At 68.9% G+C, this 24,184-nt stretch carries 19 protein-coding genes; 7 read left to right on the forward strand and 12 right to left on the reverse strand.

What is annotated here, in order from left to right; translation table 11 throughout:
- Window positions 1-8: 8 nt before the first annotated feature.
- Window positions 9-1,067 carry a M24 family metallopeptidase gene (locus C0012_RS01245; protein ID WP_110588569.1) on the forward strand — a complete coding sequence of 353 codons (1,059 nt, stop codon included), beginning with the start codon at window positions 9-11 and terminating at the stop codon, window positions 1,065-1,067.
- 39 nt (window positions 1,068-1,106) lie between these two features.
- Here C0012_RS01245 and C0012_RS01250 read toward each other — a convergent pair whose 3' ends face one another.
- On the reverse strand, window positions 1,107-1,937 hold the full coding sequence (locus C0012_RS01250) for a DUF6807 family protein (RefSeq protein WP_110588568.1): 831 nt from the start codon (window positions 1,935-1,937) through the stop codon (window positions 1,107-1,109).
- 226 nt (window positions 1,938-2,163) lie between these two features.
- Between C0012_RS01250 and C0012_RS01255 the strand changes: the two genes are divergently transcribed.
- The 5 genes from C0012_RS01255 to C0012_RS01275 are packed head-to-tail and all read left to right on the forward strand — an operon-like array spanning window position 2,164 to window position 7,862.
- The gene (locus tag C0012_RS01255; RefSeq protein ID WP_110588567.1) at window positions 2,164-3,519 is read left to right on the forward strand and encodes a Gfo/Idh/MocA family protein; all 1,356 of its coding nucleotides are present in this window, start codon (window positions 2,164-2,166) and stop codon (window positions 3,517-3,519) included.
- Window positions 3,516-4,430, forward strand: coding sequence for an NAD-dependent epimerase/dehydratase family protein (locus C0012_RS01260; protein ID WP_110588566.1), 915 nt, complete (start codon window positions 3,516-3,518; stop codon window positions 4,428-4,430). The genes C0012_RS01255 and C0012_RS01260 overlap by 4 nt, the downstream gene beginning before the upstream one ends.
- Window positions 4,427-5,338: a 5-dehydro-4-deoxyglucarate dehydratase gene (locus tag C0012_RS01265; protein WP_110588565.1), complete on the forward strand. Its 912-nt coding sequence runs from the start codon at window positions 4,427-4,429 to the stop codon at window positions 5,336-5,338. Before C0012_RS01260 ends, C0012_RS01265 begins: the two co-directional genes overlap by 4 nt.
- Complete coding sequence (locus tag C0012_RS01270; protein WP_110588564.1) at window positions 5,335-6,399, forward strand: mandelate racemase/muconate lactonizing enzyme family protein; 1,065 nt, start codon at window positions 5,335-5,337, stop codon at window positions 6,397-6,399. Before C0012_RS01265 ends, C0012_RS01270 begins: the two co-directional genes overlap by 4 nt.
- Window positions 6,399-7,862: an aldehyde dehydrogenase (NADP(+)) gene (locus C0012_RS01275; protein WP_269777921.1), complete on the forward strand. Its 1,464-nt coding sequence runs from the start codon at window positions 6,399-6,401 to the stop codon at window positions 7,860-7,862. Before C0012_RS01270 ends, C0012_RS01275 begins: the two co-directional genes overlap by 1 nt.
- A 76-nt stretch (window positions 7,863-7,938) precedes the next feature.
- On the opposite strand, the gene C0012_RS01280 is transcribed toward C0012_RS01275, so the two are convergent.
- The 5 genes from C0012_RS01280 to C0012_RS01300 form a co-directional block, all read right to left on the reverse strand.
- Complete coding sequence (locus tag C0012_RS01280) at window positions 7,939-9,102, reverse strand: ROK family protein (protein WP_110588562.1); 1,164 nt, start codon at window positions 9,100-9,102, stop codon at window positions 7,939-7,941.
- Between the two features lie 119 nt (window positions 9,103-9,221).
- The gene (locus C0012_RS01285) at window positions 9,222-11,627 is read right to left on the reverse strand and encodes a beta-xylosidase/alpha-l-arabinosidase (RefSeq protein WP_110588561.1); all 2,406 of its coding nucleotides are present in this window, start codon (window positions 11,625-11,627) and stop codon (window positions 9,222-9,224) included.
- Between the two features lie 44 nt (window positions 11,628-11,671).
- Window positions 11,672-12,550, reverse strand: coding sequence for a carbohydrate ABC transporter permease (locus C0012_RS01290; protein ID WP_110588560.1), 879 nt, complete (start codon window positions 12,548-12,550; stop codon window positions 11,672-11,674).
- Window positions 12,547-13,557, reverse strand: a complete 1,011-nt coding sequence (locus tag C0012_RS01295; RefSeq protein ID WP_408631123.1) for a carbohydrate ABC transporter permease — start codon at window positions 13,555-13,557, stop codon at window positions 12,547-12,549. The genes C0012_RS01290 and C0012_RS01295 overlap by 4 nt, the downstream gene beginning before the upstream one ends.
- A gap of 11 nt (window positions 13,558-13,568) precedes the next feature.
- A complete protein-coding gene (locus C0012_RS01300; protein ID WP_110588559.1) occupies window positions 13,569-14,846 on the reverse strand; it encodes an extracellular solute-binding protein in 1,278 nt (425 codons plus the stop codon).
- A 185-nt stretch (window positions 14,847-15,031) separates the two neighbouring features.
- On the opposite strand from C0012_RS01300, the gene C0012_RS01305 reads away from it, so the two are divergent.
- A complete protein-coding gene (locus tag C0012_RS01305; protein ID WP_110588558.1) occupies window positions 15,032-16,054 on the forward strand; it encodes a LacI family DNA-binding transcriptional regulator in 1,023 nt (340 codons plus the stop codon).
- 16 nt (window positions 16,055-16,070) lie between these two features.
- On the opposite strand, the gene C0012_RS01310 is transcribed toward C0012_RS01305, so the two are convergent.
- From C0012_RS01310 to C0012_RS01335, 6 genes are all read right to left on the reverse strand, one after another.
- Window positions 16,071-17,507, reverse strand: coding sequence for a GH1 family beta-glucosidase (locus tag C0012_RS01310; protein WP_232527731.1), 1,437 nt, complete (start codon window positions 17,505-17,507; stop codon window positions 16,071-16,073).
- Window positions 17,507-19,861, reverse strand: coding sequence for an alpha-xylosidase (gene yicI, locus C0012_RS01315; protein ID WP_110588557.1), 2,355 nt, complete (start codon window positions 19,859-19,861; stop codon window positions 17,507-17,509). Before yicI ends, C0012_RS01310 begins: the two co-directional genes overlap by 1 nt.
- The gene (locus C0012_RS01320; RefSeq protein ID WP_110588556.1) at window positions 19,861-20,736 is read right to left on the reverse strand and encodes a carbohydrate ABC transporter permease; all 876 of its coding nucleotides are present in this window, start codon (window positions 20,734-20,736) and stop codon (window positions 19,861-19,863) included. Before C0012_RS01320 ends, yicI begins: the two co-directional genes overlap by 1 nt.
- The gene (locus tag C0012_RS01325; protein WP_110588555.1) at window positions 20,733-21,662 is read right to left on the reverse strand and encodes a carbohydrate ABC transporter permease; all 930 of its coding nucleotides are present in this window, start codon (window positions 21,660-21,662) and stop codon (window positions 20,733-20,735) included. The genes C0012_RS01320 and C0012_RS01325 overlap by 4 nt, the downstream gene beginning before the upstream one ends.
- Before the next feature lie 14 nt (window positions 21,663-21,676).
- Entirely contained in the window at window positions 21,677-22,963 is a 1,287-nt protein-coding gene (locus C0012_RS01330) for an ABC transporter substrate-binding protein (protein ID WP_110588554.1), read from the reverse strand.
- A 131-nt stretch (window positions 22,964-23,094) separates the two neighbouring features.
- Complete coding sequence (locus C0012_RS01335) at window positions 23,095-24,102, reverse strand: LacI family DNA-binding transcriptional regulator (RefSeq protein ID WP_162621812.1); 1,008 nt, start codon at window positions 24,100-24,102, stop codon at window positions 23,095-23,097.
- Window positions 24,103-24,184: the final 82 nt, after the last annotated feature.

Raw genomic sequence — 24,184 nt, forward strand, 5'->3', positions numbered from 1 at the left:
AGGAGATCATGACTCATCGCAACGAAGCGACGGGCGACCGCCCATTTAAGATCGCGAAGATCCGTCGAATCCTCTCCGCGCGCGGCGCATCCGCGATCCACCTCACCTCGGCCGCCTCCCTGGCGTGGCTGTTCGACGGCGCGCGCACCGGCGTCCCGCTCGGCGGCGCTCCCGTGTTCTCCGCGACCGTCGACGCCGACGGCGGCGTGCGCGTGACCACGCTCGCCAACGAGGTCGACCGACTTGCCGCAGAGGAGATCCCCGGACCCGTCGACTGGAACGTCGTCCCTTGGCACGCGCCACTCGACGCATCACACCTCGGAACACTGAACGAAGGCGACGCGGCGGCGGAGCTTCGGGCCGCGCGCGCGGCGCTCACCGACGCCGAGCGCGAGCGCTACCGCGCACTCGGCGCGGACACGGCGCGTGCCGTCACGCGGATCCTCGAGCGCGCGGAGCCGACATGGTCCGAGCGCGAGCTCGCGGGGCACCTCGCGTGCGCAGCGTACGAGATCGGCGCCGAGCCGGCGGTCGCCCTCGTCGCGGGAGAATCGCGCGCACGGGTGCCGCATCCGGTCCCGACCGACGCACCGCTCGGCGGACGCGCCCTCGCCGTCATCACGACAGTGCGCCACGGCCTCCACGCGAGTATGTCCCGCTGGGTGCGATTCGACCGAGCCGATCCTTACGGTGAAGTCGAATCGGCTCTCCGCGAGGTCGAGGCCGATGTCTTCGCGGCAAGCCGGGCAGGCCGTCGACTCGGCGACGTCCTGGGCGATGTCGCCGCCGCCTACGAACGGCACGGCTTCGCCGAGAACGCGTGGCAGGCGCATCATCAGGGCGGCCCGACGGGATACGCGGGCCGCGACCCCAAGGCACACCCCGAAGCCGACGAGTCACTCGATTCCCCGCAGGCTTTCGCCTGGAATCCGTGGACGCCCGGCGCGAAGCTCGAAGACACGATCATCGCGGACGCCGACGGCATCGAGGTCGTCACCCACGACGACGACTGGCCGGCGATCACCGTCCGGGGCCTGACCCGACCCCTGACGCTCTCGAGAGCGTGAGGCTCGCCCGAAGGACATCGCACCTCCGGACACGGACGCTCACGCGGGAACCGCAGCCCCCGGGTTCACGGCGCCGAGCAGCGCCGTGGCAACGCTCTCGGGATCGCGCGGCGCGCGGTCGAGAATCGCGACCGCGAGGTCGAGCCGCAGCGTCTCCCCTCGAGCCAGCACGCGTCGTCGATCGAAGGCGACGGCAGGGCCGAAGCCGACATACCCGCTCGACCTCACGAACCAGGGCATGTCCGCCGCGGACGTCGCGGCGACAAGGGATGCCCCCTCGCCGTCGACGAGGATCCAGGGCGAGCGGGATCCATGCACGGCCACTTCACCGACCCCGTCGCCCGAGCGCACGCGCGCGTCGCGGAACGGCGTGCGCCAGAACAGTCCGCCATAGAACGCGCCATCGCGCCCATTCGTCTGGGGACTGCCGAACGTCACGTCGGCACCGCGCGCCGACAGCTCCGACAGCCAGGTGATGATCCGCCCTCCCTCGGCATCGCGTGCGGTGACCGAGCGACGTTCATCGAGAACCACGTCCCCGTGCTGATCAACCCATTCGATGCGCTCGGACAGGCTCCCTGCCTCCAGATCGCGGCTCACCACTCGCTGCACGCCGTGATTGTCGAGCAGAGACGATCCGCGATCGCGGACGTAGGTGCGCCCACCCCAGAAGCTCGTGCCATCGACGTCCGGGAGGGCCGCGCTCAGACCAAGGTGATGCGGGTGATCCTCGGGGCCAACCTCGGTCGCAGGAACCCCATCACACGAGGCCGCCACGAGATACGGCCGCGGCGACTGAACGGCGTCGATCCCGGCACCATCGTCGTACAAGACGGCGGCATCTCCGCACCCGAGCAATGCTGTCCTCATGTTCGCTCCTTCGCGCTGGCGTTAGTACGAGAAACCGGTTTCTTTTCCGGGGGGGGGGCTCCGTTGACACACTCCCGCGACGACCGTACGATCGTATCAAGAAACCGGTTTCTGTCCAACAGGACACCGCCCCTGCCGACCTCGCGTCCGGTTTGACAGCTCCCCCACTCCGGACAACAATCGGTACCATCTGAGAAACCGCTTTCTCATCTCATCGAGGAGAACAATGACCCCCCGCCGCTTCGCCCTCATCGGCACCGGATCCCGCGCCCAGATGTACCTCGGCGCGCTCGCCGAGACCCACGCCGATGCCGGGAGGCTCGTCGCCTGGGCCGACCCGAACCCCGGCCGCCTCGACTGGTCGCAGCAGGAGCACCCGCAGCTCGGCTCACCGCGCCGCTTCGACGTCGCGGATCTCGCGGACGTCGTGCGGGAGGAGCAGATCGACGCGGTCGTCGTCACGAGCCCCGACCACACGCACGCACGTCACGTGGTCACGGCGCTCGAGGCCGGCGCCGACGCGATCGTCGAGAAGCCCCTCACAATCGACGAGCAGGGCGTCCGCGACATCGCCGAAGCCGCCGAGCGCACTGGCCGGAAGGTCACCATCACCTTCAACTACCGCTACTCTCCGCGCAATGCAGAGCTGCGCCGGATCATCGCCTCGGGCGAGATCGGCGACGTCACGAGCGTGCACTTCGAGTGGGTGCTCGACACCGCCCACGGCGCCGACTACTTCCGTCGCTGGCACCGCGAGAAGGACAGCTCCGGCGGGCTCCTCATCCACAAGTCGAGCCACCACTTCGATCTCGTGAACTGGTGGATCGCCGACGTGCCGACCCGCGTCTTCGCGTCGGGCGGGCTGCGATTCTACGGAGCCGAGAACGCGCGCCGCCGAGGCCTCGGCGAGCGCGCCCCGCGCGGATCCGTCGACGATCCCCGCACCGACGCCTTCAGCCTCGATCTGCGGGCCGACGAGAAGCTCAAGGGCCTCTATTTCGACCAGGAGGAGCACGACGGCTATCAGCGTGACCGCGACGTGTTCGACGAGGGGATCACGATCGAGGACAATCTCGCGCTCATCGTCGACTACGCACGCGGCGCGACCATGACGTACTCGCTCAACGCCCACTCGCCGTGGGAGGGGTACACCGTCGCGGTCAACGGTACGAAGGGCCGCGCGGAGCTCACCGTGGTCGAGCGCGGCAGCGTGCTCGTCGACGAAGACGGCCGCACGGTCGTCGACCCGAGCGCCCGCCCCGACCTCGTATCGGCCGACGCCGAGCGCCCCGCGAGCGAGCGGCTCGTCGTGCAGACCCACTTCGCGCCCGCCCGTGAGGTGCCGATCCCTCAGGGCGAGGGTGGTCACGGAGGCGGCGACCAGGTGCTGCTCGACGACGTGTTCCGCGGTCCGGGCGAGGACCCTCTCGGGCTCACGGCCGACTGGACCGACGGAGTGCGCAGCGTCGTCGTGGGGATCGCGGGCAATCGATCACTCGCCACGGAGCTGCCCGTGCGCATCTCCGATCTGGATCTCGGAACGGCGACGAACGCCCTCGGCTCGCCGGTGAACCCGCGATGAGCCGCATCGTCGTCACCGGCGGCGCCGGTCGCCTGGGGCGCAGCGTCGTCGCCGCGCTCGCCACGGCCGGGCACGAGGTCGTGTCGTTCGACCGCGAGAAGCTCGAGGGCCTCGCGGCCGAGCAGATCTCGGTGGATCTGCTCGACGGCGAGCAGACCCGCGAGGCCTTCGACCGGATCCGTCCCGCCGCCGTCGTGCACCTCGCGGCGATCGCCGTGCCCGGCGCGCTGCCGGATCCGGACATCTTCCGCATCAACACGCAGCTCGTCTGGTCGGTTCTCGCGGCCGCGCTCGAGTCCGGCACGGAGGCGATGCTCGTCGCCTCGAGCCCCACCGTGATCGGCTACGGCTCTCCGGGCGGATGGTCCCCCGCATCCCTCCCTCTCGACGAGGAGCATCCCGTCGCGCCGTGGAACGGGTACGCCGCCTCGAAGCTGGCGATGGAGGAGATCGTGCAGATGGCCGTGCGCCAGCATGGCGACAGGATGCGCTTCGGCGTCTTCCGCCCCTGCTACGTGATCGCCCCCGAGGAGTGGGGCGGCGCGCCGACCCAGCAGGGGCATACCGTCGCCGAGCGCATCTCGGATCCCGCTCTGTCCGCCGTCGCCCTGTTCAACTACGTCGACGCCCGCGATGCCGGCGAGTTCGTCGCCGCCTGGATCGCCGGCGCGCGCGACGTGCCGAACGGATCCACCTTCTTCGTCGGCGCCCCCGACGCCCTCGCCGACGGCGACACCGCCGATGTCGTGCGGGCGCACCTGCCCTCGCTCGCGCCCTTCGCCGACCAGCTCACGGGCACCGAGTCCGTCTTCTCGTCGGACCGCGCCGAGCGGCTGCTCGGCTGGCGCGCCACACGGCTGTGGCGCGAGCAGCTCTCCCGAACGACCGTCCCCCAGGAGGCGACCCGATGACCGCTCTCGAGATCCCCGACCGCGTTCTGTTCTTCCCCGTCACGGCGTTCGACGAGCGCGACCGGGTCGACGAGGAGCTCGTGGCCCGCCACGTCGCCGATCGCGTGGCCGATCGACCCGGCGCCGTGTTCGCGGCGTGCGGCACCGGTGAGTTCCACGCGCTCTCGCTCGAGGACTACCGTGCCACCGTGCGCGCGTCGGTCGCCGCGACGAACGGCGCCGTTCCCGTGCTCGGCGGCGCAGGCGGTCCCGTCGGACACGCCCTGGCGTGCGCGCGCACGGCCGCCGAGGAGGGCGCCGACGGCCTGCTCGTCATGCCGCCGTATCTCGTCGGCGCACCCCAGGAAGGCCTCGTCGCGTACATCGAGAAGATCGCCGCCGAGACCGATCTGCCGATCATCGCCTACCACCGCGCGAACGCGCAGTTCACGCCCGAGTCGGTTCGCCGGCTGCTGCAGAACCCCCGCGTCGTCGGGATCAAGGACGGCGCGGGCGACCTAGCCGTCGCGCAGCAGTTCGTGCTCGAGGCCGAGCGATCGGGCCGCGGGATCCTCTTCTTCAACGGACTGCTCACCGCCGAGATGACGCAGGCCGCGTACTCCGCGATCGGCGTGCCGATGTATTCCTCGGCCGCCTTCGCGATGGCTCCCGCCGTCACGGCGCGCTTCTTCTCGGCCCTTCGCGGAGGCGACGACGAGACCCGCCGCACCCTCCTCGACGAATTCTTCACACCGCTCGTCGCACTCCGCGACGAGGTGCCCGGCTTCGCGGTCTCGCTCGTCAAGGCCGGCGTGCGCCTCGGCGGGATCCCCGTCGGACCGGTCCGGGCCCCGCTCGTCGATCCGTCACCCGAGCAGACCGAGCGTCTCGCCCGCATCCTCGCACGCGGGGAGGAGCTCGCCGCATGACGGATGCCGTCATCACGTCGCTCGACACGCGACTCCTCACGATCCCCCTTGCGCGGCCGTGGGGCGAGTCCGTGCGCGAAATGCACGTGATCGCCGTCGACGTCCACGACTCCGACGGCGGCGTGGGGCACGGCTTCAGCTGGACTCCGACGATCGGCGCGCACGCCGTCGAGGCGATGCTCGCCCACGACATCGCCGATTTCGCGCGCGACCGAGAGGCGGATCCTGCTATCTGGCACGACGCCTGGGCGCATCTGCACGAGGCGGGATCCGGCGGCATCACGACGATCGCCCTCGCGGGTCTGGATCTCGCGCTGTGGGACCTCCGCGCCCGCCGCTCGGCCACGAGCGTGACCGACCTCATCGGCCGTCGACGAGGCGAGCTCCCCGCCTATGGCAGCGGCGTGAACCTGCACTATTCGCAGGACGAACTCGTCGCGCAGGTCACGCGCTGGGTCGAGCAGGGATTCCGCGCCGTCAAGATCAAGGTCGGCAGCCCCGATCCCGGGCGCGACGTCGCGCGCGTCGCCGCAGTGCGCGAGGTTCTCGGCGACGACAGGAAGCTCATGATCGACGCGAATCAGCGCTGGGACCTCGACGCCGCGACAAGTGCCATGGAACGGCTCGCCGCGTTCGCGCCGGACTGGATCGAGGAGCCTCTGCGCGCCGACGACATCGCCGGGCACGCCGAGCTGCGGCGCCGCATCGACGTGCCGATCGCCCTCGGCGAGAACCGCCACACGATCCACCAGTTCCGTGACGCGATCGACCGGGGCGCCGTCGACATCGTCCAGCCGAACATCGTGCGCGTCGGCGGCATCACGCCGTTCCTCGAGATCGCGGTTCTCGCCCGCGACCGCGGCGTCGGCCTCGCCCCGCACCTCCTTCCCGAGCTCTCGTCGCAGCTCGCGTACTGCCTCCCCGAGGAGACGTGGGTCGAGGACGTCGAGGACGCGGGCTTCGCACAGCTGGGCGCCCTCGCCGAGCCGACAGGGCTCGCGATCGAGCACGGCACGGCGCGCGGCGGCCCCGCGCTCGGACTCGGGATCCGATTCACCTGATCCGCCCCCTTCGACCCTGCACCCGCGACAAGGATGGACCTATGACTTCCACGACCCCGGAACACGTCGACGAGCTGTGCCAGCGCGCCGCCCGCGCCTTCCCGCAGGCCCGCCAAGCCGACGACGCCGAGCGCGCCTCCTGGCTGCGGGCGGGAGCCGACGCGCTCGACGCTGCGACCGACGAGCTCGTCGCGATCGCCGACGACGAGACGCACCTGGGATCGCCGCGCCTGCCGGGTGAATTGAAGCGCACGACGAATCAGCTGCGCCTGTTCGCCGACGTCGTCACGGAGGGCTCCTATCTCGAGGCGACGATCGACCATCCGAACCCTGACACGGTCCCGCCGATCCCGGATCTGCGGCGCGTGCTGCGCCCTCTCGGCCCGGTCGCCGTGTTCGCGGCCTCGAACTTCCCCTTCGCCTTCTCGGTCGCGGGCGGCGACACGGCGTCGGCCCTGGCGGTCGGCTGCCCGGTCGTCGTCAAGGCGCACTCGGGCCACCCGGCTCTCTCCCGGCGCGTCTTCAAGATCCTCGAGCAGGCGCTGCGGGAGGCGGGAGCGCCCGACGGGATCCTCGGTCTCGTGGGCGGCCGCGAAGCGGGCGTCGCCCTCGCTGAGCATCCCGCGATCACGGCCGTCGGCTTCACGGGATCCATCCCGGGCGGGCGGGCGATCCACGATGCCGTCGCGGCGCGCCCCGCGCCCATTCCCTTCTTCGGCGAGCTGGGATCGCTCAATCCCGTCGTCGTCACGGCGGCCGCCGACCGAGCCCGCGGCGCGGCGCTCGCGGAGGGCCTCGCGGGGTCGTTCCAACTCGGCGTCGGCCAGTTCTGCACGAAGCCGGGCGTCGTGTTCGTGCCGCGAGGATCCGCGCTCGAGAACGAGGTCGCGGCCCATGTCGGCGACGCGGGCCGGATGCTGACCGATCGCATCGCCGACGGCTTCGCCTCGGGAGCGGCGCGCGTGGAAGAGGTGCCCGGCGTCGACGCCGTCGCGGCCGGCGACGGATCCCTGGTCGCGGCATGCGACGCATCGACGCTCGCCGCGCACGCGGACGTGCTCCTCGAGGAGGTCTTCGGGCCGTTCACGCTGCTCGTGCGGTATTCCGACGAGGAGGAGCTGCTCGGTGGCCTCGCTCTCATGGAGGGCAATCTCACGGCGACGCTCCACGCCGAGGACGAGGACGACATCGGGGCCGTGCTCGCGTCGCTCGAGCAGCTCGCGGGCCGCGTGCTCTTCGCGGGGTGGCCGACGGGCGTGGCGGTGAGCTGGGCGCAGCACCACGGCGGCCCGTGGCCCGCGACGACGAGCCAGCACACCTCGGTCGGCGCCACCGCGGTGCGCCGCTTCCTGCGACCGGTCGCCTATCAGGAAGCCCCGGAGCGTGCCCTCCCGCCCGCGCTCCGCGAGGCGAACCCGCTGGGCATCCCCCGCCGCGTCGACGGCGAGCTCGTGCTGCCGTAGCCTCCCATGTCCACAAGTCTTCACCGAGTCCGCTGCGAATCACCGCGGACTCGGTGAAGACTTGTGGACTTGCGGCTCAGCCCGCGAGCGGATCCGCGACCAGGCGTTCGAACACCTGCTCGGCCGCACCGATGAGAAGTCGATCGCGGCCGAGCGCCGCCGCGCACAGGGCGAGCTGCTCGGCAGGGGCCGCGAGCATCTGGCCGCGCACGGCCTCGTCGAAGTCCCCCGGCGCAACGCCCCGGAGCGCCGCGAGAAACCCGCCGAGCACGATCATCGACGGATTGAGCACGTTGGCGGCGTTCGCGAGCGTCGCCTGCAGGATCCGCCGCTGCCGCGCGACCTCGTCGGCCGCCTGGTCGCGCGCCGAGCCGAGCGCGCCCGCGAGAACCGCGTCGTCGCCGCCCGACAGCCCGACGACCGCGAGCAGTCGGCCGCGGTTGACCTCGTCCTCGAGCACGCCGCCCGGCACGCGCCGATCGCCGTCGACGCCGAGGCTCGGCTGGTTCTGCCCCCACTCCCCCGCATAGCCGCCTGCTCCCGAGACGCTCACGCCTCGGAGGATCACGCCGCCGCCGATCCCGCTCGCACCGCCGTTGAGGTAGACGACGTCCTGGTGCTCGTTCGCCGCCCCGAACAGCCACTCCGCGATCGCGCCGAGCGAGGCGTCGTTGCCGACCGTCGCGTCGAGCCCGGTCGCGTCCGCGAGCGCACGGGCAAAATCGACGTCGTGCCACCGGAGGTGGGGCGCGTTCCGCACGATTCCGTCGGACGCCCGGACGAGACCGGGGACGGCGGCGCCCACACCGACGATGCGCGCCCCGCGCAGCGGGCCGGATCGCCATTCGTCGACGACCGCGGCGACTCGCGACGCGGTTTCGTCGGGCGTGAGCAGTCGCGTGACCTCCTCGCGCACCCGCAGGCGCACGGATCCGCCGAGCGAGACGGCGCCGATCTCGAGCGCGTCGACCTCGGGGTTCACCGCGAGTGCGACGATGTCGGGCGACGGCACGACGACGGGCGAGGGCCGACCGACCCGCCGTGTGGGATCCGGCTCGCGCTCCGAGACGAGGTCGTTGCTCGCGAGCGTGACGACGAGATCCGCGATCGTCGAGCGGTTCAGCCCCGTCTGCTGCGTGAGCGCCGCGCGCGAGATCGCCCCCGCGTGGTGCACGAGCCGCAGCACGGTTCCGAGATTGGCGCGTCTGACGCCCTCGACATTGGATCCGCGCATCGGCATAGCGTCCAGCCTATCGACCGGTCACACGGATTCAGCGGCGCGCCGGCGCCACACGATGCGCCCGTCGGCCGGCGCGGATCGCGTCGGCCGACGGGATCCGCGCCGCTCGTCCGTCCGGATCACGCCATGCGGACGTCGACGAGGCGACGATCGTCGGCGAGCACCTCGTGAACCGGTCCCGTCAGGCGCACGGTACGACGAGGAGTCGCGGATCCGACGATCGCCGTCCGCTCGGACGCCTTCTCGTTGCTGATGACGCCGCCTGATGCCTCATCGGCGTCGACAGCCGCCGCGCCCGCCTCGGAGTGGGACCCGATCCACACCTCCACGTCGCCCGGCTCGACGACGCGCACCATGCGACGGTCCGAGAACGCGAGTCGCCCGCTCGGCACATCGAAGCTCACGCGCCGCGACTGGCCCGGCGCGAGATCGACGCGCGCGTATCCGAGCAGCTGGGAGACGGGGCGCGTGACGGACGCGACGATGTCGCGCGCATAGAGCTGCACGACGTCCGTGCCCGCGACCTCGGAGGTGTTCGTCACCGTCACCGACGCCGCGAACGCGCCTTCGGTGGCGGCGACCTCGTCGCACGCGAAGTCGTCATAGGCGAACGTCGCATACCCGAGCCCGAAGCCGAAGGGCCGCACGGGGCTGGGATCCGTCGAGGTGACGCTCGAGGGCCCGCCCAAGACCGGACGCAGGTACGAATACGGCTGCGCCCCCGCCGCGCGCGGCAGGCTGATGGGCAGTCGGCCAGAAGGCGACGCGGATCCGACGAGGATCTGTGCGATCGCCGTCCCGCCCTCCTCGCCCGGGAAGAACGACTGCAGCACCGCATCGGGGCGCGGCGCGGGGCCGTCGAGCGCCCATTCGATCGCGTAGGGCCGGCCTGTGAGCAGCACCATGACGACGGGTGTCCCCGTCGCCGCCACCCGCTCGACGAGCTCGCGCTGGACGCCCGGCAGTTCGAGCGACGCCGTGTCGTTCCCTTCTCCGACGGATCCGCGCCCGAACAGGCCCGCCTGGTCACCCACCACGACGACCGCGACATCCGCGCCGGAGGCGGCCCGGACGGCCTCCTCGATCCCGGATCGGTCGTCGCCCTCGACTTCGCAGCCGCGCGCGGAGACGATCTCGGCATCCCGGATCTCCGCGGCGAGCGCCTCCGCGACCGTCGGGATCTCGATGCCGATCTCGTGGCCAGTGTGGTGCGCGAGCACGTGGTTCGCGAACGAGTAGCAGCCCTGCAGAGCCTCCCGCCGGTCGGCGTTGGGCCCGATGACGGCGATGCGACGTGCTGTCGAGCCCAGCGGCAGCGCCCCGTCGTTCGACAGCAGAACGACGGATTCTGTCGCGAGGCGGCGAGCGATGTCGCGGTGGCGAGGCGTGTCGAGGTCGATCTCGCTCGGCGCGGGGGAATCGAACGCCCCTGGCTCCAGCAAGCCGAGATCCTCCTTCTGCGCGAGCACGCGCAGAACCGCCCGATCGACGAACGCCTCGTCGAGATGCCCCGCGCGCACCCGCTCGATGAGGGGCGCGAGATAGGCGTCTCCCGACGGGAGCTCGACGTCGATGCCCGCTTCGAGCGCCCACTGCGCGGCCTCGCCACGGTCGGCGGCGATCCGGTGCATGACCTCGAGGAACGCGACGGCGAAGTAGTCGGCGACGACGACGCCCTCGAAACCGAGATCCTCCCGCAGGAGCTTCGTCATCAGCTCGGGCTGTGAAGCAACGGGGAGGCCGTCGATCTCGGTGTAGCTGTTCATGACGCTGCGCGCGCCACCGTCTCGGATCGCCATCTCGAAGGGCGGTACGTAGACGTCGGCGATCTCGCGCGGCCCCGCATGCACGGGCGCATGATTGCGCCCGGCCTGCGATCCGGAGTATCCGAGGAAGTGCTTGAGCGTCGCGTGGACGCCTGAGCTCTGCATGCCGCGGACGAAGGCGGTGCCGATCGTGCCGACGACGTACGGATCCTCTGCGATGCACTCGTCGACACGCCCCCAACGAGGATCACGGGCCACGTCGAGCACGGGCGCGAGGCCCTGGTGGACGCCGAGCTCTCGCATCGAGTCGCCGATCGAGGCCGCCATCTCCTCGACGAGCTCGGGATCGAACGAGGCGCCCCACGCGAGAGGTGTCGGGAAGGTCGCCGCCTTCCACGCCGCGAGTCCCGTCAGGCACTCCTCGTGCACGAGCGCGGGGATCCCGAGACGCGTCTCGCGCACGAGACGCCGCTGCTCGTCGCGCAGCCACTCCGCGCGCTGCGCCGGCTCGACGGGACGCGTGCCGTATACGCGCGTGTAGTGACCAATTCCGTGCCGTGTGATCTCGGTGAGGGTATGGCGGGCGTCGCTCGTGGCCATCTCGTCGGCCATCGGGGCGACGACCTCTCCGCCCTGATCCAGCCAGTATCCGACGATCTGTGCGGCCTTCTCCTCCAGGCTCATCGCATCCAGGATCCCCCGCACGCGCTCGGACACCATCGGCATCGCGGCCACGTCGACCGTCTCGAGGCTCGTCATCGTCTGGTCCTTCTCTCTGATAGGTCTCGGGCTCGCCACCGTCGTCATCCCTTCACCGCTCCCTGCAGTCCGCCGACGATTCGCTTCTCGAAGAGGCTGAAGAAGATCAGCGCGGGCACCATCGACAGCGAGGTGTACGCGAGCACGCGAGCAGTGTCGACCGAATACTGCGAGGCGAAGCTCTGCACTCCGAGCGGCAGGGTGAACAGGTGCGAGTCGTTGAGGATGAACAGCGGCAGCATGTACGCGTTCCATGTCGTGACGAACGCCAGGATCCCCACCGTGACGACGCCCGGGAGGCTCAGCGGCACGACCATGCGCCAGAAGAAGCCGAGGCGGCCCGTGCCGTCGATCGACGCCGCCTCCTCGAGCTCCTTCGGAATGGCCCGGAGGAACGGCACGAGGATGATGATCGTCGTGGGGAGCGCGAAGGCGATCTGCGGCAGGATGATGCCCGCGAGGTTGTTCACGAGCCCGAGATTGCGCACGAGCAGGTACAGCGGCGTGATCGCGACCGTGACGGGGAACATGAGTCCGGCCGCGAACAGGGAGTACATCGCCCCCTTGCCGATGAAGTCGTAGCGGGCGATGACATAGCTCGCCATGACACCGAGCACGACGGCGCCCGCCGTCGTGCCGACGGCCGAGATCGTCGAATTGCCCATGGCGACCCAGAACTCGCTGCTCGCGAGCACCTCGGCATAGTTGGTGAGAACCCACGGGGACGGGAACCCGGAGGGGTCCTCCGTGATCTGCGCGTTCGACCGGAATCCGCCGATGATGATGTACAGGACGGGACCGATGCAGATGGCGACGAGGATCGTCGCGAGCAGATAGGTCCAGGGGTTCCCCCACGCGCGCTTCGGGCGGCGGGGCGTGCCATCGCGCTTCACGGCGCGGATGGCGACCGAGGTGGCGGTCATTTCGTCTTCCTTCCGCTCGGGCCCGTGACGGCGCCGGCCGTGTCCCGTCGCAGGACGTAGCGCTGGTAGACGAGCGCGATGACGAGCGAGATGAGGAACAGCAGCACGGCGACCGCGTTGCCGAAGCCGTAGTTCCCGGCGAGGTGGCCGTTCTGATACATATAGGTCGCCATCGTCGAGGTGCCTGCGGTGGCGGCGATGTACTGCCCCCAGATGATGTTGACGAGGTCGAACAGCTGCAGGGCGCCGATCATCGACAGGAACGCCCAGATGCGGATCGTCGGGCCGAGCAGCGGCAGGGTGATGTGCAGCTGCGTCTTCCAGAAGCCCGCGCCGTCGATCGCCGCCGCCTCGTAGAGCTCGTCGGGAATCGACTGCAGTCCCGCGAGCATCAGGATCACGGCGAAGCCGATGTACTTCCACGTGATGATGACCATCAGCGTGCCCATCGCCACGCTCGGATCGGCGAGCCACGACTGCTGCATCCACTCGAGCCCGAGCTTCTCGAGCATCGAGTTCACGGCGCCCGCGTCCTGCAGCATGAGCGACCATCCGGTGCCGACGACGACCTCCGAGATCACGTACGGCACGAAGATGAGAACGCGGATGAGGGTGCGTCCGCGCATCTTCTGATTCATCAGCAGCGCGAAGAGGATCGCGAGCGGCCCCTGCAGGATGAGCGAGGCGATGACGATGAAGAAGTTGTGGAGCACGGCGTCACGGAACGTCTGATCCTGCAGGATCAGGAGGTAGTTCTCGAGTCCGACGAAGTCGTCGGGGAAGCCGAAGCCCTTCCAACGGAAGAACCCGTAGAACGCCGCCATCGCCACGGGGAAGATGACGAAGGTCACGAAGACGACGATGGCGGGGCCCGCCATCAGCGCGATCTCGCCGCGCTTACGCCAGTCGGGGCGGCGTCGCCGCGGGGGCGCCGGGGCCGACGACACGGCGTCGACCCCGGCGGGTTCCTCCGATGTGCGCACCGCGTAGGTTGCGGGGGAGGTCACTCTCGGCCTCCTCAGCCGCGAGCCGCGGCCTGCGTCGCAGACTCGACGAGATTCTCGGGCGTTCCGCTGCCGGCCAGCATCTCGACGACGGCCGTGTTGAGCGCGTTGCCAACGTTCTGCCCGAGCGAGGTGTCGAGCCACAGCACGATGTATGCGGCTTCGTTGTACGACTCCATGATCGACGTGAGAACGGGGTCGGTCACGGCCTCCTGCGCCTCCTGCGCGACGGGGATCGCGTTGAACGCATCGACGTACTTCTTCTGCCATTCCGGCTGCGCGATGAAGTTGAGGAAGTCCACGCAGGCATCGGGCGAATCCTGCGAGCAGGAGAAGCCGTCGACGCCGCCCATCATCGCCGTCGGTTCGCCTTCACCCGAGTCGGTCGCGGGGAGCGGGAACCACCCCAGGTCGGCGAGGGGCTCGCCCTCCGGCGTCAGGTCGGCGATGACGCCGACGTTCCAGCCGCCCATGAGCTCCATCGCGGCCTTGTGATTGGCGAGGAGGCCCGCCGAGGATCCGGCTCCCTCCTGCGCGTCGGTCGTGAGGAATCCCTCGTTGAAGGGCTCGGTCGCGGAGAACTCCTGCAGGTCTTCGGCGGCCTCGAGCCAGCAGCCGTCGCTGAAGTCGACGTTCGCGGCGACGTTCTCGAGCGTCTCCTGGCCGCAGGCGCGGAGCGCGAACGAGTAGTACCAGTGCGCGGCGGGCCACGCGGCCTTGGCGCCGAGGGCGATCGGCTGGATCTCGGCCGCCTTGAGGGCATCCACCGCTTCGTTCAGCTCGTCGAACGTCGTCGGAGTTTCGTCGATGCCCGCCTCGGCGAAGAGATCCTGACTGTAGAAGATCCCCTCCGGCAGAACGGAGATGGGAAGTCCGTACACGGATCCCTCGATCGTGAAGGCGCTGAACGGCGCCTCGCCGTACGACGCCTTGACGTCGTCGGAGATGAGGTCGCCGATGTCCTTGACGACGCCCGCATCGACCATGTCGGCGAGCTTGCCGCCGCCGCGCGCCATGAAGACGTCGGGCATGTCGCCCGAGTTCGCGGCGGTCTGCAGCTTGCCGTCCATGTCCTCGTTCTGGATCGAGGTGACGGCGACGGCCGTTCCGGTCTCTTCCTCGAAGGCGGCCGCGACCTCGTCCCAGTACTCCACCCCGGCACCCGTGGTCGAGTTCTGCCAGAACTCGAGCGTGTTCTCGTCCGATCCTCCGGATCCGTCCGAGCACCCCGCGAGCGCGAGGCTCGCGGCGGCGACGGTCGCAGCGGCTGCCCATGTCTTACGCAACGTCATGGCGTCTCTCCTCATTGAGTGGCTCTCGCCTCTTCTCCGGGCGTGTTCTGCCCGGCGCGACACCGACTCTGGCAGGATCCTGAACGGATGTCAAACGTTATCGATAACGTTTTCGTTCCACGACGCGACACCGCCGAAGACGATCGACAGGATCCGGCCTGAGGCGGGGATACCGTAGGAGCACCATGAGCAGAACGCCCACGGCCGCACGCGGCCGCACGACCATCACCGATGTCGCGCGCGCCGCCGGCGTCTCCGTCGCGACCGTGTCGAAGGTCATCAACGGCCGCGACGGCGTCGCCGCTTCCACGAGCGAGCACGTTCTCGAGATCGTCAACCAGCTCGGGTACGCCAGTTCGCTCGTCGCGACGTCGATGCGCCGCAGTCGCACTCACGTCATCGGCGTGCTCGTCGCCGAGTTCGAGCCATTCGCCCTGCAGCTTCTGCACGGCGTCTCGGAGGCGCTGACCGACACCGAATACGACGTCCTCGCCTATGCCGGCGCTGTGTCGAGCGGATCCCATCTCGGATGGGAGAGCCGATCGCTCTCGCGCCTCGGCGGCACGCTCATCGACGGGGCCGTCGTCGTGACGCCGACCGTCCGGCTGCCCGAGACGAGCATGCCGATCGTCGCGATCGACCCTCATACGGGCCCCGCGAGCCCCGCGACCGTCGACACCGACAATCTCCGCGGCGCACGCGAGGCGACGGAGCACCTCATCTCGCTCGGGCATCGCCGCATCGCGCACCTGCGCGGGCGCGACGACCTCGAATCGGCGCGCCTCCGGGAGCAGGGATATCGCGAGGCCCTGCGCGCGGCGGGTATCGAGGAGGATCCCTCGCTCGTCGCCGAGGGCGGGTACCGCCCCGCGGAGGCGGCCGCGGGCGCCGCCGCGCTGCTCAATCTCGAGACGCCGCCGACCGCGATCTTCGCCGCGAACGACCTGTCGGCAATCGGCACGATGCAGGTGGCGGACGAACGCGGAATCAGGGTGCCCGAGGATCTCTCGCTCGTCGGCTTCGACGACGTTCCCGAGGCGGCCGCGACGACGCCACCCCTCACGACGGTGCGCCAGCCGCTCGCGGCAATGGGCCGTTCCGCCGTCGATCTGCTCGTGCGGATGATCGAGGGCGAGGCCGAGCCGACGCACATCCGCATGTCGGCCGACCTCGTCGTGCGCGGATCGACGGCGCCGCCGCGCGGCTGAGGCACCGCCCCCGGGCTCAGGCCTCCTGGCGAGCGATCACATCCGACAGCCAGAGCGCGCTGTCCTTGACGATGCGCTCACGCGAGTCGTAGTCGACGCGCACGATCCCGAACCTCTTCGAGAACCCGTATCCCCACTCGAAGTTGTCGAGGAGCGACCAGACGAGGTAACCGCGCAGGTCGACGCCACGATCCATCGCCCGGCGAGCGGCGGCGAAATGCCGCGCGAGATAGTCGGTGCGGTCAGGATCGTGCACCCGAGGGCCATCGGCCGTGTCTGTCACCGTGTCGGGGAACGCCGCCCCGTTCTCGGTGATCATGAGCGGCTGCTCGGGGAACTGCTCCGACAGCGAGACGAGGAGATCCTCGAGACCGTCGGGCGCGATGTTCCATCCCATGTCGGTGAACGGCCCGTCCTGCGGCAGAAACTCGACGTCGTCGAGGCCCGGCCACGGGGATCCCCCGACGTCCTTGTGTCCGTCGTTTCGAACCTTCTCCGCCGACCCGTCCCAGGTGCGCACCGTCACGGTCGAGTAGTAGTTGACGCCAAGCACGTCGAGCGGCTGGTGGATGCGCTCGAGGTCGCCGTCCTCGACGAACGACCAGTCCGTGACGCCCGCCGTCAGTGCGAGCAGGTCGTCGTCGTAGCGGCCGCGGAGCATCGGGCTCGTGAAGGCACGATTCGCGAGGGCGTCGACACCTCGCACGGCCTCGGCCTCTCCTCGTGCGACGTGGAAGTTCAGCGTGACCGACACATCGGGATCGTTCGTCGCCGCGCGTCGGATCTCCGGCACCGCCAGACCGTGGGCGAGGTTCAGGTGGTGCACGGCGGCGAGCGCATCGGCGCCGTCCGTGCGACCGGGCGCATGCGCCCCGGATCCGTAGCCGAGGTAGGCGGCGCACCACGGCTCGTTGAGCGTCGTCCACGTGTGCACGCGGTCGCCGAGCGCCTCGGCCGTTCGCCCCGCGTACTCCGCGAACCGCTGCGCGGTGTCGCGATTCGGCCAGCCGCCCGCGTCCTCGAGCTCCTGGGGAAGGTCCCAGTGATAGAGCGTCGCGATCGGACGAATGCCGCGTGCGAGAAGACCGTCGACGAGACGCGAATAGAAGTCGACACCCTCGGGGTTCACACCGGATCCCGCGTTCGGCAATATCCGCGACCACGAGATCGAGAAGCGGTACGCCTCGAGACCGAGGCGCGCCATGAGGTCCAGATCGTTCTCGAGCAGGTGGTAGTGGTCGCAGGCGATGTCGCCCGTGTCGCCGTTCCACGTGCGCCCCGGGGTGTGGCTGAAGGTGTCCCAGATCGACGGCGTCCGGCCGCCCTCGGCGGCCGCGCCCTCGACCTGATAGGAGGCCGTCGCGGATCCGATGACGAATCCGGCCGGGAACTGCGGCACGCTGTTTCGATCGTCGGTCATGGGAATGCCCTTCTGCGTGGTGTACGTCTTCATCATCCGTGTTCTGTCCCGCCGAGTTCGGCCCGTCCGCCCGTCGCGAGCGCGCTCCGGCCGTCGAAGGTCTCGACCACGAACGTATCGAGGTCGTCGCTTTCGGCGGTGATCCCTCCGCCATCCTGCGCTACGCGGATCCGTGCCGTGCGCCCGTCTGGCGAGGTGACCGCGACCTTCCGTTCCTCGTTCCCCGGCGCGACGAGGAGCCGCAGCCCGTCGAAGTAGTCGTACTCGGCCGTGTCGTCGCGCGAGCCGAGCGGGATGACCGCCCCCTCCCGCACATAGAGCGGGAGGCTGTCGAGGCCGTGGCGCTCCAGACGCCAGGCGCCGCCGTCGACGGTCTCCCCCGTGAGCAGCGATGTCCAGCGCCCGGCAGGCAGATAGAGTTCGACCTCGCCGTCGGCCGAGAACACGGGCGCGACGAGCAGATCCGGGCCGAGCAGGTACTGGCGATCGAGATGGCGGCAGGTGGGATCCTCGGGGAAGGCGAGCGGCATCGGCCGCATCACGGGGATGCCCGTCTCGTGCGCCTCGCGCCCCGCCGCGAACAGATAGGGCATGAGCGATGCCTTCAGCTGAGCGAATCGGCGCGCGACCGAGACGGCGCTCTCGGGATCCCGCTCATCGCGGCCTTCGGCCTCGTCGAACAGCCACGGCACGCGATAGCTGCTCGAGCCGTGCAGGCGACTGTGGCTCGAGAGCAGCCCGAACGCGAGCCAGCGTGTGAAGACCGTCGCGTCCGGCATCCCCTCGAAGCCGCCGATGTCATGGCTCCAGAAGCCGAAACCGCTCATCGCGAGCGAGAGTCCGCCGCGCAGCGTCTCAGCCATCGACTCGAACGACGACGTGTTGTCGCCGCCCCAGTGCACCGGCATCCGCTGCCCGCCCGCCGTCGCCGAGCGGGCGAACACGACGGCGCCTCCTTCGCCGTGCGCCTCCTCGAGCACCTCGAATACAGCCTCGTTGTACAGCTGCGCGTAGCGGTTGTGCATCGCGTGCGGATCGCTGCCGTCGAAGTACACGACGTCGGTGGGGATCCGCTCGCCGAAGTCGGTCTTGAAGCAGTCGACGCCCTGTCCGATGAGTCGCCGCAGGTGATCCTGATACCAGCGGGTTGCGTCGGGGTTCGTGAAGTCGACGAGCGCCATGCCCGCCTGCCACATGTCCCACTGCCAGACCGACCCGTCGGCGCGCGTGACGAAGTACCCGGCGTCGGCCCCCTCGCGGAACAGCTTCGAGCTCTGCCCGATGTACGGGTTGACCCACGCGCTCACGCGCAGGCCCCGGTCGTGCAGCCGGGCAAGCATCCCCTCCGGATCCGGGAAGACGCGCGGATCCCATTCGAAGTCGCACCAGTGGAACTCGCGCATCCAGAAGCAGTCGAAGTGGAACACATCGAGCGGGATCTCGCGATCGCGCATTCCGTCGATGAACGAGTTCACGGTCTGCTCGTCGTAATCGGTCGTGAAGCTCGTCGACAGCCAGAGGCCGTACGACCACGCAGGCACCTCCGGAGGGCGACCCGTCAGCGAGGTGTAGCGGCCCAGCACCTCGGCCGGCGTGGGCCCCGCGACGACGAAGTACTCGAGCTTCTCCCCCGGCACCGAGAACTGCACGCGCTCCACCGCCTCCGAGCCGATCTCGTACGACACGTGCCCCGTGTCGTTGACGAGCACGCCGTAGCCGTGATTGGTGAGATAAAAGGGCACGTTCTTGTACGCCTGCTCACTCGAGGTACCGCCGTCGGCGTTCCAGATCTCAACCGACTGGCCGTTCTTCACGAACGGGCCGAATCGCTCGCCGAGGCCATAGACCAGTTCTCCGACACCGAGCTCGAGCTGCTCGTGGAGGTACGTGTCGTGGCGTGGGCGCGGGGTGCCCGCGCGAGCATTGCCGACGATCCCCGTATCCACCTCGGCATCGTCGTCGAGACGCATGTATCCGAGCGACCTGTCCCCGCTCGACGTCAGCAGGCGCCCCGTCTCGGTCTCCCGGAACTCAAGGCGCCATGCGGCTCCACGGCGGACGACCGCTGTGATCGCGCCGCTCGTGAGCCGCGCCTCGTCACCGTCGAGCGTGGCCTCACCGCAGTCCGCCGCACCGACCAGCTCGAAGCCCTGCGGCTCCCGCGCCCCCATGTGGTGGGCGACGCGCACGCCGATGACGCCCTCGTGAGGCGAGTGGATCGTGACGGTCAACGTGGGCCGATTGAGGGTGTCCCCGCGCCCCTCGATGAACTTCGTGGGCACCGTCGCGACCAACGTGCGCCCATCGACGCGGACGTCGTGCGTCTGCCGACCGTAGAGGGCCTCGACGCCGGGCCGCATCTGCCAGAATCCATCGGTGAATCTCATTACTTGACTGCTCCTGCCGTGATGCCGCGCGAGAGGGTGCGCTGGAAGATGAGGAAGAAGATGAGGGTGGGGAGGAGACCGAGGAGCGCGGAGGCGCTCGTCGTCGTGACGTCCATCAGCCGATCGCCCTGCAGAACGCTGATCGCGACGGGAACCGTCTGGTTCGCGTTGCTGATGAGGAACGTCAGCGGGATCAGGAACTCGTTCCACGTCCAGATGAAGAAGAACACCATCAACACGCCGAGCGTCGGACGACTCACGGGCACGATGACCTGCCACAGAGTGCGCCAGCGCCCCGCACCATCGAGCGCCGCCGCCTCGATGATCTCCTTGGGGAAGGTTCCGAACACGCTCGCGAGCAGGTATGTGCCGAACGCGCTCTGAATCACGACGAACGTGATGATGACCGACCAGAGATTGTCGTAGAGCCCGATGGCTCGGAACATCGTGTAGAGCGGGTAAAGGAGAACCTCCTGGGGCAGCATGTTCGCGAGGAGGAACACGAGGATCAGCGGGATCCGGCCCCGGACACGACCGATCCCGATCGCATAGGCGTTCATGACCGACACGATGACCGCCAGGACGGCGACAACGCCTGAGATGAAAAAGCTGTTCCACAGCTTCTGTGGGAAATTCACGCGTTCCCAGAAGGCGGCGACCCCGTCGAGGTGGATGGCCGAAGGCAGCTGCAGGGGGCCACCCGACGCGTAGTCTGCGGGCGATTTGAAGGCGTTGATGAGGATCACGAAGAACGGGAACACAACCGCGGCCGCCGCGAGCACGACGACGCCCAGGATGACCCAGTCGCCGATCGTGCGCCGCTTCCGATTCCGGCGCGCGGGAGATCCCGTGATGATGGCTGTCGTCGCGCTCATCGCGCGGCCTCCTTCCGCTCGACGCGGTTCTGCGCCCAGACGAAGACGATCGAGACGAGCATGATCACGATCGTGAGGGCCGTCGCGATCGCCGCACCGTATCCGACCTGCTGATTCTGGAAGAACTGGCTGTAGGTGTAATAACTCGGCACGATCGTCGCGAAGTTCGGCCCACCGCCCGTCAGCGCGTACACCGGGCCGAAGACCTTGAGCGCAGCGATCGTGCAGGTCAGGGCGACGACGAAGACCTCGGGCCGGATCATGGGCATCGTGATCGCGGCGAACCGTCGAAGCCAACCCGCACCATCGATCTCGGCCGCCTCGTACAGCTCAGGGTCGACCCGCTGAAGCGCCGCCATGAAGATGACGACCGGATAGCCGATCTGAATCCAGACGAGCACGACCATGATGCTGATGAGCGCCGTGTCCGGCGACCCCAGCCAATTGCTCGCGAGGTGCCCGAGGCCGACGGCTTCGAGGATCGTGTTGAGTGCGCCGTTCTCGGGACGCAGGATCCAGCCGATCACGATCGCGGCGATCACGGACGGCAGGATCTGCGGGAGGTAGTACGTCGCCCGGAGGAAGGACGCGATCCGCCCGCCGAACTTCCTCCCGATGACGTCAAACAGGGCCGCCGCGACGACGAGTCCTAAGACCGTCGGCGCGATCACCATCGCGAGGATCATTGCGATGCTGTTGCGGAACGACAGCCAGAATCGCTCGTCTGCTGCAAGAGCAATCCAGTTGTCGAGCCCCACCCATGATGGGGCGATGATCCCGCGGTAGTCCGTGAAGCTCAGATAGACGTTCCAGACGAGGGGCACCAGGATGATGAGCGTCAGAAGTGCCGCTCCGGGCAGCAGATACCACCAGTAGCTGCGCCCCGAGAGAAACGGGACCAAGGACCCGCCGTGTGGGCTACTCATAGGGGACCGACCGTTCAGCGCACGCCGGCGGGCAGACCCGCCTCATAGTCGGAGCCGATCTGTTCGTTCATCTCGGTAGGCGACAGCGTGCCGTTGAGCAGGCCTTGGAGGCCTGCGTTGAGCTCGTCATAGAACGTGGGAGTGGGCCAGTCGGGATAGAAGGCGAGCCCGTCCCTGTCGAGAAGCGTGTTGAAGTTCTCGATCAGCTCGACGCTCGAATCGTTCGAGAGATCCGCGGCGTCGGCTGCGACGGGAACACCGCCGTTGTCGCCCATGATCGCCTGGATCTCGGGACGCAGCGTGATGTCGATGAACTCCTGCGCCAGCTCAGGGTCATCCGAGGCGGTCGGCACGACCCAGAGATTGCCGGACGACCCGGGGGCCATGTCCGAACCCGGGAACAGGAAGGTCGACCAGTCGTGCTGGGCCTCGTCAAGGAAGCGGCCGTACCACCAGCTGCCCGAGTAGAACATCGGGTATGTCCCGCCAATGAAGCCCGTGCCGGCGTCCTCTGCAGTGAGGCCGGTCGCGTCTGATGACACGTAGCCCTCATCGACCCATTCGGCGAGAGTATCCGTCGCGTACGCGATCTCGGCACCCGAGAAGTCGACGGGGTTCTCGTAGATCTGGTAATCGTTCACCCACTGGCGATCGGCCTGCGACAGCGCGAGCTGATACCAGAGCTGCCCGAGCGGGTATTCGGCGGCGGCTTCGGCAAGTGGTGTGATTCCCTCGTCGAGGAACGCCTGCATCACCTGCTCGAGCTCGCCGAGCGTTGTCGGGACCTCGAGACCATACTCCTCGAACATCTCTTCGTTGTAGTAGAACTGGACGTACTCGCCGTAGGTCGGAACTCCGAACCAGCTGCCCGACCCCATCACGCCGTTGTCGTCATAGCGGGCGGTCGTCTGCAGCGACGGCGCAAGCATCTCGTCCCATCCGCGCTCCGCGACCGCATCGTCGAGCGGCGCGAGCAGACCCTGACTGGCGAGCAGACCCGCGGTCGCGTTCCCCTTGTTGTATTCGAGCAGATCGGGCGCCTCGTCCGAGTTGAGCACCTGGCTCGCGGTCTGCCGGATCTGCTCGAAGCTGCGTTCTTCGAATTCGACTGTCGCTCCCGTCTCTTCCTCGAAGACCTCGATCGCGCGATCCCAGGCGATTCCCATCGCCGAGTTGGATCCCTCGTAGTGCCACATCGTGAGCACGCCATCGGATTCTTGCGCCTGCGGACCGCAGCCGGAGAGCGCGGCGGCGCCGAGGGCCGCGATCGCCGTCGCGGCGGTGATGCGTCGGATGTTCATCTTCTACCTCCTTGTAGCGGGGCTCCTGCCCCGAGATGGTGCGGCTCGACTGCCGCATGCTGCGCGCGCTCGGTTGTCGCACAGACAATGTCGAAGCGCTTCGACGATGGGCGCGGCAAGGCGCCCGATCATCACGCACTCACGTTCACCGTCGACCCCCGATCCACGTAGGTCGGATCGATCAGCAGCGGATCCTCCGCTCCCTCTCCGCGATGCGCAGCAAGCGCGGATTCCACGGCGACGCGGCACACGCGCTCGATCGGGAGCGTCACACCGCTGAGAGGGATGTCGAAACCAGACGGGTCATAGCTGGCGGCCGCGGCGACGAGAGACATGTCGCGAGGCACCTCGATGCCACGCTCAGCGAGCCGACGGAGTGCGTCCTCCACAACCGGCTCACTGCTGTGGAACACGATCGCCGAGATCTTCTCGGGTCCGTCCATCAGGGCATCGACGGCCCGCGCCCCTGCTCCACGCCCGGGATCGGCCCACTCGCGGACGACACGCACGCCGCGGGCGCTCGTCGCGGCCGCGATCCCCTCTTCAAATCGCGTCATGAAGCCCTGCTTGCGCTCCACATAGCTGTGCGGATGCCCAATGATCCCGATCGTCCTGTGACCGTCCTCGGCCAGCCGATCGATCACCAGAGATCCGGTCTGCACGAAGTCGAGGTCGACACAGGCCAAGCCCTCAGCGCCCGCCGTCACCCCGATGAAGGAAGCGGGAATACCGAGATCCCTGACGAGACCTACGCGATCATCGTCATCAGACACGCTCATGGCGACGACGCCGTCGACGAGCGAACTCGTCGCCACGCGCTGGATGCCGCTGACCTCATCATCGGTCGCGAGCAGCAGCACGTCGTAGTCGTACTCTCGGGCACTCTGGACCACCGCACTCATGAAGCGCATGTGCGTGGGAAGGTGACCGTCGTCGTGCAAGGGCGCACTGAGCGCAAGGATGTTCGTCTTCGCCCCCGCGAGCATGCGTGCCGCAGCGTGCGGGCGATACCCCAGCTCGCGAATCGCACGCTCTATGCGCCGCTTTGTGTCGGCCGAGATGGTGCGCTTGCCCGACAGCGCGTAGGAGACCGAGCTGATCGAGACGCCGGCGGCCTTCGCCACGTCGTTGATGGTCACCACGTCGTACCTCGTCGTCTCGCAGGATTGTTTAAGCGCTTCGATGATCGCCGGCACGACAGTACATCGCCCTGCGCCGACC

It is taken from the genome of Microbacterium suaedae (genome assembly GCF_003254645.1).
Lineage (GTDB): Bacteria > Actinomycetota > Actinomycetes > Actinomycetales > Microbacteriaceae > Microbacterium > Microbacterium suaedae.